Raw genomic sequence first — 14,312 nt, 5'->3', positions numbered from 1 at the left:
CGAAGGGACTCCATGCTCGTCCTGCTGACCGCCCTCTTCGCCGTCGCGCTCCTGGCCCCGGTCCTGTTCCGTTGGACGGCGCAACGGGGCTTCTACGTGCTGGCGCTAGTGCCGGCCGCCGGGTTCGTCTGGGTGCTCACCCAGCTGCGGCGCGTCATCGACCTGCAGGACGCCCTGGACCGCGGCGCGCCCGTGCCCGCCGGGTCCGCCCACCTCGAACGGGTGGTCCCCTGGGTGCCCTACCTCGACATCGAGCTGACGTTCCGCATGGACGCCCTGGCCGCGTTCATGTCCCTGATCGTCCTGGGTGTCGGCGCGCTCGTGCTGGTGTACTGCGCCCGCTACTTCCGCACGCACGAGCCGCGCAACGCGGTCTTCGGCGCGCAGCTGCTGGCGTTCGCCGGCGCCATGTTCGGTCTGGTCACCACGGACGACGTCATGGTGCTCTACACCTTCTGGGAGATCACCTCGGTGCTCTCCTTCCTGCTGATCGGCTACTCGGGGCACCGCATCTTCGCCCGCCGCTCCGCGATCCAGGCGCTGATCGTGACCACCTTCGGCGGCCTGGCCATGCTCGTGGGCCTGATCATGCTCGCGGTGCACGCCGGCTCGTGGCGGATCTCCGGGATCCTCGCCGCCGCCCCGGGCCTCCTCGACGGCCGGATCCCACGCGGGCTCCTGGAAGCCGCGGTCGCCCTCGTGCTGGTGGGCGCCCTGTCCAAGTCCGCCCAGGTGCCGTTCCACTTCTGGCTGCCCGCCGCCATGGCCGCCCCGACCCCGGTGTCCGCGTACCTCCACGCCGCGGCCATGGTGAAGGCCGGCGTGTTCCTGGTGGCACGGCTGGCCCCCGCCTTCGCCGAGCTGACGTCCTGGCAGGTGCTCGTGATCGGGGTCGGACTGTGGACGCTGCTGCTGGGCGGCTGGCGCGCGCTGCGCCAGACCGACATCAAGCTCGTGATCGCGTACGGCACCGTGTCCCAGCTCGGCTTCCTCATGGTGGCCAACGGCATGGGCACGCGGGACGCGGCCATGGCCGGCCTGGCCATGCTCTTGGCGCACGCGCTCTTCAAGGCGCCCCTGTTCATGGTGGTCGGGGTGATCGACCACGAGGCCGGCACGCGTGACCTCCGCCAGCTCTCCGGCATCGGCAAGCGCCACCCCTGGCTGGCCGCCGTGGGCGTGGTGGCCGGCGCCTCCATGGCCGGGCTGCCGCCGCTGTTCGGCTTCGTGGCCAAGGAGTCCGTCCTGGAGTCCCTGCTCCACCACGCCGAGCACGCCGGCACCGCGTGGGGCTGGGCGCCGCTCGTGGGCCTGGCCCTGGGCTCGGTGCTGACGTTCGCCTACACGTGGCGGTTCCTGTGGGGCGCGTTCGCCACCAAGGGCCCGCGGGACTCGGAGGCCGGGGAGCCCGTCCCGGTCACCCGCTTCCACTCGGCCCTGACCCCCGAGGACCTCGCGCCCATGGCGGTGCTGGCCCTGGCGTGCGTGGCGCTGGGCGTGGCCCCCGGCGCCGCCGAGGGCCTCATCCGGGCCCATACGCACGCGCTGCCCGCGCTCGAGCCCGGGAGCACGCCCGCCTATCTCGCCCTGTGGCACGGCCTGACCCCGGTGCTCGCGATCTCCGCCGGCATCTGGCTGGCCGGCGCGCTCCTGGCGCTCGCCCGCCGCCCGTTCGCCCGTCTCCAGGACCGGACCGCGTTCCCGGTCGAGGCCGCCGGGGCCTACCAGCGGATCATGGCCGTCGTGGACACGACCGCCGTGCGGGTCACCGGCCGCACGCAGACCGGCTCGCTGCGTCGCTACCTGTTCATCATCCTGGCCACCGCTGCGGGCCTGCCCGCCCTCGCCATGGTCTTCCCCGCGGGGGAGGAGGGCCGGGTGCTGGCCCTGGCCTTCCTTGAGGCGGACCTGCGGGCGTTCGAGACCCCCGTCCAGCTGGGCATCGTGCTGATGGCGTGCTGTGCCGCCGTCCTGGCCGTCCGGGCCCGCCGCCGCTTCATGGCCATCATGCTGGTCTCCGTGACCGGCTACGCCGCCGCCGCCCTCTTCGCGCTGCGCGGCGCCCCCGACCTCGCCATCACCCAGGTGCTGGTGGAGACGATCATCCTGATCACCGCCATCCTCGGCCTGCGCGTCCTCCCGCCCGACTGGCACTCCAAGACAGCCGGCCGACGCCGGCTGCCCCGCCTGATGCTCGGCGTCGGTTTCGCCCTCGTGATGATGTGGGTGGCCGCCACGGCGCTCGGCGCCCGCACGGCCGAGCGGATCTCCCTGTCCATGCCTGAGCTGGCCTACGAGTTCGGCTACGGCGCGAACGCCGTGAACGTGACCCTCGTGGACCTGCGCGCGTGGGACACGTGGGGCGAGATCACCGTGCTGGCCGCCGCGGCCACGGGCGTGGCCTCCCTCGTGTTCCTCGAGCACCGGGACAAGCGCCGCCGGGACCTGGCCACCGTGGTCCCCGGCAGCGTGGGCAACTACGGCACCGACTCCGCCCTGGGCAGCCGCGAGCTGTCCGTGGTGCGCAGCTTCGCCGTGGACGACCGCAACGACCAGTGGCTCACCGCGGGCCACACGATGGCCCCGGAGCGACGCTCGATCATCCTCGAGGTGGTCACCCGGTTCCTCTTCCCCGCGCTCATGCTGCTCTCCGTCTACCTCCTGCTCGCCGGGCACAACACCCCGGGCGGCGGGTTCGCCGGCGGCCTGCTCGCCGGGCTCGCGCTGACCCTGCGCTACCTCGCGGGCGGGCGCTACGAGCTGCAGGAGGCCTCCCGCATCCCCGCGGGCGCGCTGCTGGGCCTGGGCCTGGGCATCGCCACCGTCACCGGCCTGCTCCCGCTGCTCTTCGGCGGTCAGGTCCTGCAGTCCTACAAGGTCGAGTTCCACGACCTGCCGCTGTTCGGGGACTCGCTCAAGCTCGTCACCGCCACCGCGTTCGACGTCGGCGTGTACCTGGTGGTGATCGGCCTCGTGATCGACGTCCTGCGCTCCCTGGGCGCGGAGATCGACCGCCGCGGCGAGGAATGGCAGGGCGCCCGGCAGCGGGCCGCCCGCCGTCGCACCCGGCCGCGGCCCCTGCGCCCGGGACCGCGTCCCTCGCCCGAGCCGGCGCCCCGCGCCGCCGAACCCCAGACCGACCCCGTCCGCCCCGAGGAGGCCACCCCGTGATGACCGTGGACCTCACCCTCCTGCTGGTCATGGGCGTCATGTTCGCCTGCGGGATCTACCTGCTGCTCGAGCGCAGCCTCACCCGGATCCTGCTGGGGATCATGCTGGTGAACAACGCCGCGGTGGTGCTGCTGTTCCTCGCCTCCGGCGGCGTAGGCCGCGCACCCCTGTACGAGGCCGGCACGGACCCGCGCGAGTACAGCGACACGCTGCCCCAGGCCCTGATCCTCACCGCGATCGTGATCGGCTTCGCCACCACCGCGTTCCTCGTGGCCATGATCTACCGCTCGTGGCAGCTGATGCGCCTGGACGACGTCGCCGCGGACGTCGAGGACCTCAAGGTCGCCTCGCAGTCGTCCTGGGACGCCGAGGACGACTCGGTGCTCACGGAGGAGCCGTCCGAGTTCATGGACGACGCCGCGGACCCCAACGCCGAGTACGAGCTGGCCACGGCGTCCGCCCCCCGTGCGGTGGACGCGGCCGCGCGATCCCGGCCGCGCCACGGCCGTCCCGTGGTGCGCTCCGGCTCCTCCGAGGAGGGCGATCGTCCGTGATGATCGGAACGACGCCTCTGACGGACCTCGCGCCCCTGTCCGTGATGCTCCCCGTGCTCGGGGCGGCCGTCACGTTCGCGCTCGTGGGCCGCGCCCGCGCCCAGGTCGCCGTCACGGTGACCGCCCTGGCCCTCACCCTGGTGCTGAACTGCCTCCTGCTGGCCGACGTCTGGACCTCGGGGGTGGCCGCCGTCGAGATCGGCGGGTGGGCCGCGCCGGTGGGCATCTCCCTGGTGGTGGACCGCCTCTCCGCCCTCATGCTGGTGGTGTCGTCGCTGATCACGCTGGCGGTGCTCCTGTACGCCTCCGCCCAGGGCCTGGTCAACCAGGACCAGGGCGGCCCCGTGAGCATCTTCCACCCCACCTTCCTGGTGCTGGTGGCCGGCGTGTCCAACGCGTTCCTGGCCGGGGACCTCTTCAACCTCTTCGTGGGCTTCGAGATCCTGCTGACCTCCTCCTACGTGCTCCTGACCCTCGGCGGCACCGAGCAGCGGATCCGGGCGGGCATCACCTACGTGGTGGTCTCCGTGGTCTCCTCGGTCATCTTCCTGATCGCGATCGCCATGATCTACGCGGCCACCGGCACCGTGAACATGGCCGACCTGGCGGTGAAGCTGGGCGAGCTGCCCACCGACGTGCAGATGGTCCTGCACACCCTGCTGCTCGTGGGCTTCGGCATCAAGGCCGCCGTGTTCCCGCTGTCCTTCTGGCTGCCGGACTCCTACCCGACGGCGCCCGCGCCGGTCACCGCCGTCTTCGCGGGCCTGCTCACCAAGGTGGGCGTCTACGCGATGATCCGCACCGAGACCCTGCTGTTCCCGGGGGAGCACGTGAACGACCTGTTGATGGTCTCGGCCGCGCTGACCATGATGGTGGGCATCCTCGGCGCGCTGGCCCAGACGGACCTGAAGCGCATCCTGTCCTTCATCCTGGTCTCGCACATCGGGTACATGATCTTCGGCCTCGCCCTGGCCACCCAGGTGGGCCTGACGGCCACGGTCTACTACGTGGGCCACCACATCACCGTCCAGACCGCCCTGTTCCTGGTGACGGGCCTGATCGAGCAGCGGGCGGGCACCGCCAACATCGACCGTCTCGGCTCGCTGGCCAAGGTCTCGCCCGTGATCGGGATCCTGTTCCTGCTGCCGGCCCTCAACCTGGGCGGCATCCCGCCGCTCTCCGGATTCTTCGGCAAGGTGGGCCTGCTGCGCGGCGGTGTCCAGGACGGCGGCCCGCTGGCGTACACGCTGGTGGGCGTGTCCGTGCTCGCCTCTCTGCTCACGCTGCTCGTCCTCGTCCGCGCCTACACGCGCGCGTTCTGGCGCAAGGTGGAGGACGTGGAGCACCCGACGCCGCAGCTCGTGGCCGCCTACGAACGCGTCACGGCGCGCGGCAAGCGGCTCAAGCCCCTCGCGATGGGCCTCGTCCTGCCGACGGCCGGGCTCGTGGCCATGACCCTGGCGTTCACCGTCTTCGCCGGACCCCTGTACGACCTCGCGGACCGGGCCGCCACGGACATGCTGGACCGCTCGCCGTACATCAGCGCGGTGCTGGGGCCCGAGGCCGCCGAGCGCGCCGCCGTGAGCCTCCGCCACGACCCGACGGAGGTGCACGATGCCCGCAACTGAACCCACCGCCGTCGCCGCCGAGCGTCCGGCCCCCACCGAGGGCCGCGGGTCCCTCCTGCGGCAGTGGCCGCTGCTGCTGGGCATGGTGCTGCTGTGGTGCGCCGTGTGGCAGGACTTCTCCCCGCACGTGATGCTCACCGGCGTCGTGTTCTCCCTGCTGGTGCAGGTGCTGTTCCCCATGCCCCCGGTGCCCTTCGGGGACCGCTTCCACCCCGGGCACGCGCTCGTGTTCACGGGCCGGTTCCTGTGGGACGTGGTGCGCTCGTCCGTGTCCGTGGCCGGGGTGATCCTCACGCAGGGCCGCCGCGTGCGCAGCTCCGTGGTGCGGGTGCCCCTGCGCAGCCACGACGACATCGTGCTGACGCTCGTCAGCCACGCGCTGGCCCTCGTCCCGGGCTCGATCGTCCTGGACGTGGACCGGGCCGGCGCGGTCCTGTACCTGCACGTGCTGGACGTGCACACGGACGCGGAGACGGCCGCGTACCGCGCCACCGCGCTGGACGTGGAGGCGGGCATCATCCGCGCGGTCGGCTCGCGGGAGGACATGGACCTGCTGCGCGCGCATCCGCACTCCGCCCCCTCGTCCGAGGGGATGGCGGACCGGCGCCGCCACCCCGCCTACCGCACCGAGCTGCTCCCGGACACGCCGGGCCCGGCCGGCCCGACCGACGCCGAGAGAGGAGGACCCCGATGACCACGCCCCTGCTGGTGGCCGCCTGGGCCGGCGGAGCACTGCTCCTGATCGGCGCCGTGGCGTCCGTGTACCGGATCACGAAGGGACCCTCGCTGCTGGACCGGGTGGTCGCCACGGACGTGCTCCTGGTGGTGCTGTCCTCGGCGCTCGTCCTGGACATGGCCGTGCGGGACCACACGGACACCGTGATCCTCGTGCTGCTGGCCGCCGCGGTCGGCTTCCTGGGCTCCGTCACGGTCGCCCGGTTCGTGGAGGACCGCCGACCGGACCACCCCCAGGAGGAGAACGCCCTGGTGCCGGGCACCTCGGACGTGCCCACCCGAGAGGAGGCCTGACGTGGACGGGACCTGGACCGACTGGCTGGCCGCAGCGCTCCTGATCACGGGTGCCTTCTTCTCCCTCGTGGCCGGTGTGGGCCTCGTGGTCCTCCCGGACCTGCTCTCCCGCATGCACGCCTCCGCGAAGCCGCAGGTGCTCGGCCTCCTGCTCATGCTCACCGGCCTGGCCCTCGAGTGGGGCTCCTGGCCGTGGGTGCCGGTGCTGGTGGCGGCGTGGATCATGCAGCTGATCACCGCGCCGGTGGCCTCCCACCTGATCAGCCGCACCGGCTACCGCACCAAGCACGCCCGCCGGGACCTGCTGCACCGGGACGACCTCGCCGCGCAGGCTCGCCGCGTGCCCCGCGAGCCGCTGCCCGCCACCATGCCGGACGTCGAGGGCCACGGACCGCTGGGGGACCAGGAGGAGCGCTGACCCCTCCCGCCCTCGCGAGGCCCGGTGCCGCGGCGCCCCAGGGACGACGACGGCCGCCGCACCGGATCCTTTCCGGTGCGGCGGCCGTCGGCGTCGTCGGGCTCGGACGGGCCGTGCGCTCAGACCTCGTTGTCGACGTGCCTGCCGGTCTTGTCCGCGATCTTGCGCACGCCGGAGGCGGCGCTGCGCTGCCCGACGACCTTCAGCACCGCCGCGATGCCCGCCGAGGCGAAGGTGAAGGCCAGTGCCTCGGCGAGCGGCACGGTCTCGTCCGTGGCGTCCGAGGGGGCGTCGTGGCCGGTGACGAGCTTCCAGCCGCCGGCCACGAGGCGGGAGGCGACGATGCCGCCGGCCACGGTGATGCCGGTGGCGAGGATCTTCTGGATGACCTTCTCCATGCGGGCGTTCCTTCCGGTCAGGGGCGCCGCGCCCGGCGGGGGCACGGCGTCACGGGGTCGCCGCACGGAGTGCGCGCGGCCTGGGCCCCAGCGTAGTCGCCCGGTTCAGCCCTCGTCCCGGACCGGGTCGCCCGAGACGTGCACGCCGGGGTCGCCGTCGGCGTCGAGCCAGCCCTGCAGGAGCTCGGTGAGCCCGTGGTCCACGGGGACCTCGCGGCCGTCCACGGCACGGATGGGCAGCACCCCGCGCACCGAGGAGGCCAGCCACAGCCCGTCCGCGCCCTCGAGGTCGGCGGGCACGAGCGGACCGTAGCCCAGCGCCCACCCCTCGGCCTGGGCCGCGGCGAAGATCACGGACTGGGAGGTGCCGGCCAGGATGCCCTGCTGGCGCAGCGGCGTGACCAGGCGACGGGTGCCGTCGGCCCCGCGGCGGGCGATCAGCAGAGTGGAGGTCGGCCCCTCGAGGAGGTAGCCGTCCGCGCTCGTGAACACGACGTCGTCGGCGCCGTGGGCGCGCGCGTGCCGGAGGGCGGCCATGTTGACCGCGTAGGAGAGGGTCTTGGCGCCGGTGAGCAGCCACGGGGCCCGCTCGGCCACGCTGGAGTCCAGGCCGCGGTCCAGGAGCAGCACCCGCACGCCCGTGCGGCGGTCGGCGGGATCCGGCCGTGCCACGGGGGTGAGCAGGACCCAGGTGCTGGGCCGGGGCGGCTCGCCGGGGCCGACCTCGGGTCCGCGCGTGACGGTGAGACGCACGGATAGGCGGTCTCCCTCGGCGACGTCGTTGGCGGCAGCGAACGCCGCCAGGCCTGCGGCGATCGCTTCCTCCCACACCGGCGCCTCCGGCACGGGCAGCATCAGGGCGGCCGCGGAGGCGGCCAGGCGCCCCAGGTGGGCGCCCGGCTTGCGCATCACGAAGACGCCCGAGGCGTCCGCCACGGCGAGGGCGGTCTCGAACAGCCCGTCGCCGCGGGTCGCGCCCTGGTCCGTGACGGTCAGGTGCGGGGCTGCGGGGTCGGCCAGGCGCGGGGTCGGAGCGCCGTCGGGGCCGGCGGCCGGCAGGACGAGGACGGGCTCGCCGGGGGCGGGGGAGTGGTCGGTGAACGGCATGGCGTCAGGATACGCGCGGCGCGTCCGTCTCCCCCTCCACCGGGGCGGGTGCGCTCGCGCGCGCGGTGTGGCGCTCCAGCTGGGCGCCCTCCACGTCCACGTCCGGCAGGATCCGGTCCAGCCAGCGCGGCAGCCACCACGCGGCGTCGCCGAGCAGGTGCATGAGCGCCGGCATCAGCAGCAGTCGCACCACGAACGCGTCGAGCAGCACGCCGAAGGCCAGGCCGAAGCCGATCGGCCGGATCATCGCGTCGTGCGAGAACACGAAGCCGCCGAACACGGAGATCATGATGATCGCCGCGGCGGTGACCACGGCGCGCCCGCCGCGCAGGCCGCTCATCACGGCGTGCCGGGCCGGTTGGCCGTGGGCGTACGCCTCGCGCATGCCCGAGGCGATGAACAGCTGGTAGTCCATGGCCAGGCCGAACAGCACGCCGATCATGATGGTCGGCAGGAAGCTGAGCACTGGGCCGGGGTTGTGCACCCCGAACACCGAGCCGAGCCAGCCCCACTGGTAGATGGCGACCACGCCGCCCATGGCGGCGAACACGGACAGGACGAACCCGCCGGTGGCGATCAGGGGCACCAGGATCGAGCGGAACACCAGGATCATGATCAGCAGGGACAGGCCCACGACGACGCCCAGGTAGAGGGGCAGTGCGTCGGAGAGCTTCTGCGAGACGTCGATGAACCCGGAGGTCACGCCCGCCACGGCGAGGTCGGTGGCCGCGCCCGCCGGGTCGAGCTCCCGGAGGGAGTGCACGAGCTCCTCGGTGGAGACCGCGTTGGGGCCCTCCTCCGGGATGACCTGGAACATCGCCATGGTGCGGTCCTCGTTGAACGCGGCGGGCACCACCGTCCGGGCGTGCTCGACGCCGGCCAGCTGCTCGCCCACGGCCAGCTGCGCCTCGACGGCCTCGTCCTCGGTCAGGTCCGCGGACAGGTCCGCCGTCACCACGAGGGGGCCGTTGTAGCCCTCGCCGAACTTCTCCGCGGTGAGCTCGTACGAGACCTGCGAGTCCGAGCCCACCGGCTCGGAGCCGCCGTCGGGCAGCCCCAGACGCATCTGGGCGAAGGGCAGCGCCACGAGCACGAGCGCGGCCACGGTGGCCAGCACCGTCCCGAGGGCCACCGGGGTGGACATCGTGGGGCGGCGGTGCGCGGCGCGCACGGCCCGGGCGGCGTGGCTGCCGGCGCCGTGGTCGGCCGCCGCGTCCGCGGTGAGGGCGGCCCGCTCGCGGCGCGAGAGGATCCGCATCCCCGCCAGGGAGAGCAGGGCCGGGGTGAGGGTCACGGCCACGAGCACGGCGACCGCCACGCACACCGCGCCCACCGTGCCCATCAGGCCCAGGAAGGGGATGCCGGTGACGTTGAGGGCCACCAGGGCGATCACCACGGTGACGCCCGCGAACACCACGGCGTTGCCCGAGGTGCCGTTGGCCAGCCCGATGGACTCCCGCACGGGGACCCCGCGCTGGAGCTCCTGCCGGTGGCGGTTGACGATGAACAGGGCGTAGTCGATGCCCACGGCCAGGCCCAGCATGATGCCGAGCACGGGGGTCACGGACATCATCTCGACGGCGCCGGAGAAGGCCAGCGCGCCCGCGGCGCCGACGCCGACGCCGATCATCGCGTTCACCAGCGGCAGGCCGGCGCCGATCAGGGTGCCGAGCATCAGCACGAGCACGATGGCGGCCACGACCAGGCCCACGATCTCGCCGGGGCCGATCAGCTGGGGCACCGTGGCATTGAGCTGCTGGGTGGGGATCACCCGCACGCCCGGGATGTCCGCCTCCTTCAGGGTGCCGGTGACGGCCTCCTTGTCCTCGGTGGTGAGATCGAGGCCGGGCTGCGTGAAGCTGACGGTGCCGAGGGCGGCGGAGCCGTCCTCGGAGACCGTGCGGTAGTCGCCGGCGAGCTCGATCATGCGGGCGCCCTGCGCGGCCTGCATGCGCCCCTCCGCGAGATCCTGGCGGCCCGTGACGAGGTCCTCCTCGGCCTGGTCGAGCTGCGCCTCGTTGTCCGCGATCTCCTGGCGGCCGGCCTCGAGGTCGGCCACGCCCTGCTCGTACTGGGCGCGGCCCTCGTCGATCTCCTCCTGCCGGGCGGCGAACTCGGCCTCGGCCGCCTCGCGGGCCTGCGCGCGGCCGGCGTCGAGCTCGGCCCGGCCGTCCGCGAGCTCCTGCTCGGCGGCCTCGAGGCGGGCCTCGCCCGCCGCGAGCTGCTCGGCGCCCTCGTCCGCCCGGGCCTGCGCCTGGGCGAGCTCCTCCGCCCCGGCGTCGGCCTGGGCCTGGGCCGTCTCGAGCTCGGCGCGGGCGGCGTCGAGCCGGGCCTGCTCCTCCGCCGTGGCGGCCTCCGCCTGGGCCTGCGCCTGCTCGGGGGAGGCGCCGGCGGCCACGGCCTGCTCCACGGCCTGCTCACGGCCGGCGTCGAGCCGGTCCTGGCCGGCCTCGAGCTCGGCGCGGCCGGCGTCGACCTCGGCCTGGCCGGCCTCGAGCGTCTCGCGCTCCTCGGCGAGACGGGCCTGCCCGGCCTCCAGCTCCGCGCGGCGCTCCTCGAGCTCGGCGCGGCCGGCCTCGAGCTCGGCCCGGCCTTCCTCGAGGCGCTGCTCGGCCTCGGTCAGGGGTGCGGTGGCCTCGGCGGGCAGAGCGGCGAGGCCCTCCTCCTCGAACCGAGCGCGGGCCGCGTCGAGCTGCTCCTGACCCTCGTCCAGCTGGGCCTTCGCGTCAGCGAGCTCCTGTTCGCCCTCGTCGGCCTGCTCCCGGGCCTCCGCGAGCTGGGCGCGTCCGTCGTCGATCTGCGCGCGTCCGTCCTCGAGCTCCCGCTCGCCGTCGGCGATCTCCTGCCGGCCCTCCGCGAGCTCACGCTCGGCGTCCGCCTGACGGTCGGCCACCTCGAAGGGGTCGAGGACCGCCGCCACGGGCTCCTGCCCGGCGACCTGCTCCAGGGCGGCGGCCACGCCCTCCTTCTGCTCCGGCGTGAACGGGGTCCCGTCCTCGGTGATGAAGAGCACCTGGCCCGTGCCCCGGGCGGCGTCCGGGAACTCCTCCTTGAGCCGGTCCGTGACCTGCGCGGTGGGCGTGCCGGGGATGGTGACGGCGGACGTCAGCGTGCCGCCGAACGCGAGGAACGCGCCCACCGCGAGGGCGAGCGCGAGGAGCCAGGAGAGGATGGCCACGAGGGGGCGGCGGGCCGAGCCGAGCCCGAGCCGGTACAGCAGTCTTGCCATGGGAGCACTTCCGAGGGTGGGGGAGAGATCGCGGTCCGAGCGGACCGCCGTGAACCCAGCCTAGCAACAAGCGGAGCACTCCGCTCCGTTTCCACCCGGAGGCGGGGGTGACGTCCCCCACGGCGCCGGCCCGGGCACAGGCGGGCGTTCCACACGGAGGCTCAGGCGGGCGTTCCGCCCTTGGCCTGCTCCTGCGTCAGCTACTCCTGGATGCCCACGGCGGCCTGGCGCGCCCGCACCACGAGGAAGCCCAGCTGCGCCGTGTCGGCGGACACGGACGGCAGCAGCTGGCCCAGCGGGGGCTGGACGAAGCTGGCGAGCACCACGTGGCCCCGCCCGGTGGACAGGCTCACCATGGTCTGCTGCGGGGAGGCGGCGCCCTCCGAGACGATCTCGGCCTGCAGCTGCTGCAGGCGCGGCAGGGCCATCGTCCCGATCACGCGGGACCACAGCTCCCAGTGCTCCGCGATCTCCGGGTCGAGGCTCACCTCCTCGAAGTCCGCGGCGAGCAGCGGCACATGCTGGAAGCGGGGGTCGAGGGCGCGGCGGGCGACGTCCACCGCGCGCTCCGGGTGCGCGCCCTGCAGGCGGGTCAGGGAGACGACGGTGCGGGCCCACACGAACTCGTCGCCGAGCAGCTCGAGCCACCGCCCGATCTGGAAGGCGGCGTCCGGGCGCTGACCGAACACTCACAGGACGATCCGGGCCCGGTGGGCCGTGACCGACTCGCGGCCCGACGAGAAGCGCACCTGACCCGGCGTGCCGAGCAGGGCCACCCGTCGGCCCGCGGGGTCCGTCCACTCGCCGTAGTCGATGCCCACGGAGGTGGTGGTCTTGCCGCCCTGCGGGACCTCCGTGGAGGACAGGGTGGACTGACGCACGTCCGTGCCCACCACGGGCACGTCGGACAGGGCGGTGACCGCCGTCGTCTTGCCCACGCCCATGGGGCCCACGAACACCACCTGCCGGGCCGTGGTGGCGCCGACGACGGCATCCTCCGTGACGGGTGACATGGGGGCCTCTCGGGGGACGGGAGGGGGCCGCGCCGCGGGCACCGTGCCGGGCGGACGGGAGGGCGGCGGGCGGCCCCCTGATGGTAGTGCCCGGCCGCCCCGCGGGAGCGGGGGAGCACGGCGGTGTGCGCGTCTACAATCGCGAGTGAACCGGCCCATCCGCGATGGCGCGGCACGCCCGCCGTCCCCATCTCCCAGAGGAGACCCCATGGCCAGCCAGGAAGAGCTGACGTGCATCATCGACAACATCAACTCGGACGTGAACGGCTTCATCGGCGCCGCGATCGTGGACATGGAGACCGGCATGCCGCTGGCGTCCCGCTCCACCCGCTCCGACTTCGACCTCGAGGTCGCCTCCGCCTACAACGCGGAGATGGTCAAAGCCAAGCTCAAGACCATCCAGGTCCTCAACATCGGCACCAGCCTCGAGGACATGCTGCTCACCCTGGGCGACCAGCTGCACCTGGTGAAGATGCTCGACGAGCGCACCTTCCTGTACGTCGCCGCCGACCGCGCCGCCACCAACCTGGCGCTACTGCGCTCGGCCGTGAACCGCCACTCCGCGAACTTCCGCTGACCGGCGGCGCCCCGACCCCAGCCCGTCGCCCCGTCCGCCCCTCACCGGGCCGGCGAGGCGTCGTCGTCTCCGGTGCCGGCCGCTCACCCGCGGACGTGCACGTCCGCGGCCCGCTCGGGGTCCTCCGCCGCGAGGTACCGGGCCTCCTGCCCGGCCCACCGCTCCCAGTGCGGGCGGTACGCCTCGCCGTCGCGGGCGAGCGCCCGGGCGCGTCGCGTCACCGGGTCCAGGTCGGTCCAGACGCGCAGGTCGAGCCGGGCCCGGGCCGCCGCGCACAGGGCGCCGACACCCTCGCACACCACCAGGTCGACGCCGGCCGGGTCCAGGACACGCTCCGGCCCCGGGCCGGAGCGGTGCCAGTCCCAGGACCGCCACCGGGCGGCGCGGCCGGCGGCGAGGGCGCGCACGGCCCGGGGGTAGGGGCCCTCGGGGGCGAGGGCCGCGGCGAGGCCGTCCCATCCGGGGTACAGGTCCTCGAGGGGCAGGATCGCCACGCGCGCGGCCGGAGCGAGGCGGGCGGCCAGGGCCGAGGCCAGCGTGGACTTCCCGGCGCCCGAGCGGCCGTCGATCCCCACGAGCACGGGGCGAGGCGCTCCGCTCACGGCCGGGACCCGCCGTGGGCGGCCGGAGCGGGGAGCGTCGCGGCCGGCCCCTCCGCGGGGGCCGACGGACCCTCGCCGCCGAGGGCGACCGTGGCGGCGACGATCACCCGGAGTGCGGCGTCGAGGTCCTCGTCCGAGAAGCCGTCCAGCGCGCCGCTGATGCGGGCGGCCAGTGGGAGGAACGCGGCGCGGCCGTCGGCGACGGCGGAGTCCGTGTGGTCCACGATCACCCGCCGCCGGTCCGCCTCCGAGCGCCGGCGGACCGCGTGGCCGGAGGCCACCAGGCGGTCCACCGCGGCCGTGGCCGCGGGCTTGGACAGGTGCAGGCCACGGCCCAGGTCGGTGACGGTGGTCTCCTCCCCGGCGGCGGCGCGGCGCATGAGCACCGCGAGGGCCCGCAGGTCGGTGCGGCCCAGGCCGAGGCCGCGGCCGGCGTCGTCCGCGGCCTGATCGGAGCGCTCGCTGAACGCGCGCAGGGCACCCACCACGGCCTGATGCCGAGGCGGGACGGGTCCGCCGCTCGCGATCATGGGTCCGCAGTCTAGCCCTGTGGTACATATCGTTCGAGCGTCGAACCATTTGGTAG

The 14,312-nt window shown here is 74.2% G+C and carries 14 protein-coding genes; 7 read left to right on the top strand and 7 right to left on the bottom strand.

The features are described 5' to 3' along the window. Nucleotides 1-12 precede the first annotated feature (12 nt). Genes MA879_RS06790 through mnhG form a run of 6 tightly spaced genes read left to right on the top strand, consistent with a single transcriptional unit; the run spans nt 13 to nt 6,800 of the window. Nucleotides 13-3,171, top strand: coding sequence for a Na+/H+ antiporter subunit A (locus MA879_RS06790; RefSeq protein ID WP_248124347.1), 3,159 nt, complete (start codon nt 13-15; stop codon nt 3,169-3,171). After that, nucleotides 3,171-3,725 (top strand): sodium:proton antiporter, encoded by a 555-nt coding sequence (locus MA879_RS06785; protein ID WP_248124444.1) that lies wholly within the window; start codon nt 3,171-3,173, stop codon nt 3,723-3,725. Before MA879_RS06790 ends, MA879_RS06785 begins: the two co-directional genes overlap by 1 nt. Further along, a complete protein-coding gene (locus MA879_RS06780) occupies nt 3,725-5,353 on the top strand; it encodes a Na+/H+ antiporter subunit D (protein ID WP_248124441.1) in 1,629 nt (542 codons plus the stop codon). The genes MA879_RS06785 and MA879_RS06780 overlap by 1 nt, the downstream gene beginning before the upstream one ends. Then, a complete protein-coding gene (locus tag MA879_RS06775; RefSeq protein ID WP_248124345.1) occupies nt 5,340-6,047 on the top strand; it encodes a Na+/H+ antiporter subunit E in 708 nt (235 codons plus the stop codon). Before MA879_RS06780 ends, MA879_RS06775 begins: the two co-directional genes overlap by 14 nt. After that, nucleotides 6,044-6,382 (top strand): MrpF/PhaF family protein, encoded by a 339-nt coding sequence (locus MA879_RS06770; protein ID WP_248124343.1) that lies wholly within the window; start codon nt 6,044-6,046, stop codon nt 6,380-6,382. The genes MA879_RS06775 and MA879_RS06770 overlap by 4 nt, the downstream gene beginning before the upstream one ends. 1 nt (nt 6,383) lies before the next feature. Then, nucleotides 6,384-6,800: a monovalent cation/H(+) antiporter subunit G gene (gene mnhG, locus MA879_RS06765; protein ID WP_248124341.1), complete on the top strand. Its 417-nt coding sequence runs from the start codon at nt 6,384-6,386 to the stop codon at nt 6,798-6,800. Between the two features lie 119 nt (nt 6,801-6,919). Here mnhG and MA879_RS06760 read toward each other — a convergent pair whose 3' ends face one another. The 5 genes from MA879_RS06760 to MA879_RS06740 all read right to left on the bottom strand — a co-directional run bounded on the left by MA879_RS06760 (nt 6,920) and on the right by MA879_RS06740 (nt 12,547). Next, nucleotides 6,920-7,198, bottom strand: coding sequence for a DUF4235 domain-containing protein (locus tag MA879_RS06760; protein ID WP_248124340.1), 279 nt, complete (start codon nt 7,196-7,198; stop codon nt 6,920-6,922). Nucleotides 7,199-7,303: 105 nt separating this feature from the next. After that, entirely contained in the window at nt 7,304-8,305 is a 1,002-nt protein-coding gene (locus MA879_RS06755; RefSeq protein ID WP_248124339.1) for an aminotransferase class IV, read from the bottom strand. A gap of 4 nt (nt 8,306-8,309) precedes the next feature. Beyond that, nucleotides 8,310-11,534 (bottom strand): MMPL family transporter, encoded by a 3,225-nt coding sequence (locus MA879_RS06750; RefSeq protein WP_248124337.1) that lies wholly within the window; start codon nt 11,532-11,534, stop codon nt 8,310-8,312. Between the two features lie 200 nt (nt 11,535-11,734). Then, nucleotides 11,735-12,223 (bottom strand): hypothetical protein, encoded by a 489-nt coding sequence (locus MA879_RS06745; RefSeq protein ID WP_248124336.1) that lies wholly within the window; start codon nt 12,221-12,223, stop codon nt 11,735-11,737. Next, nucleotides 12,224-12,547 (bottom strand): hypothetical protein, encoded by a 324-nt coding sequence (locus MA879_RS06740; RefSeq protein ID WP_248124335.1) that lies wholly within the window; start codon nt 12,545-12,547, stop codon nt 12,224-12,226. Nucleotides 12,548-12,755: 208 nt separating this feature from the next. Between MA879_RS06740 and MA879_RS06735 the strand changes: the two genes are divergently transcribed. Then, nucleotides 12,756-13,124 (top strand): roadblock/LC7 domain-containing protein, encoded by a 369-nt coding sequence (locus MA879_RS06735; RefSeq protein WP_248124334.1) that lies wholly within the window; start codon nt 12,756-12,758, stop codon nt 13,122-13,124. Nucleotides 13,125-13,207: 83 nt separating this feature from the next. Here MA879_RS06735 and MA879_RS06730 read toward each other — a convergent pair whose 3' ends face one another. Both MA879_RS06730 and MA879_RS06725 read right to left on the bottom strand, forming a co-directional pair. Beyond that, the gene (locus MA879_RS06730) at nt 13,208-13,726 is read right to left on the bottom strand and encodes a nucleoside/nucleotide kinase family protein (RefSeq protein ID WP_248124333.1); all 519 of its coding nucleotides are present in this window, start codon (nt 13,724-13,726) and stop codon (nt 13,208-13,210) included. Next, on the bottom strand, nt 13,723-14,256 hold the full coding sequence (locus tag MA879_RS06725; protein ID WP_248124332.1) for a MarR family winged helix-turn-helix transcriptional regulator: 534 nt from the start codon (nt 14,254-14,256) through the stop codon (nt 13,723-13,725). The genes MA879_RS06730 and MA879_RS06725 overlap by 4 nt, the downstream gene beginning before the upstream one ends. Between the last annotated feature and the right edge of the window lie 56 nt (nt 14,257-14,312).

Origin of the sequence: Micrococcus lacusdianchii (assembly GCF_023155805.1) — a bacterium.
Classification (GTDB): domain Bacteria; phylum Actinomycetota; class Actinomycetes; order Actinomycetales; family Micrococcaceae; genus Micrococcus; species Micrococcus lacusdianchii.
This window is presented reverse-complemented; position numbering and strand designations above follow the sequence as displayed.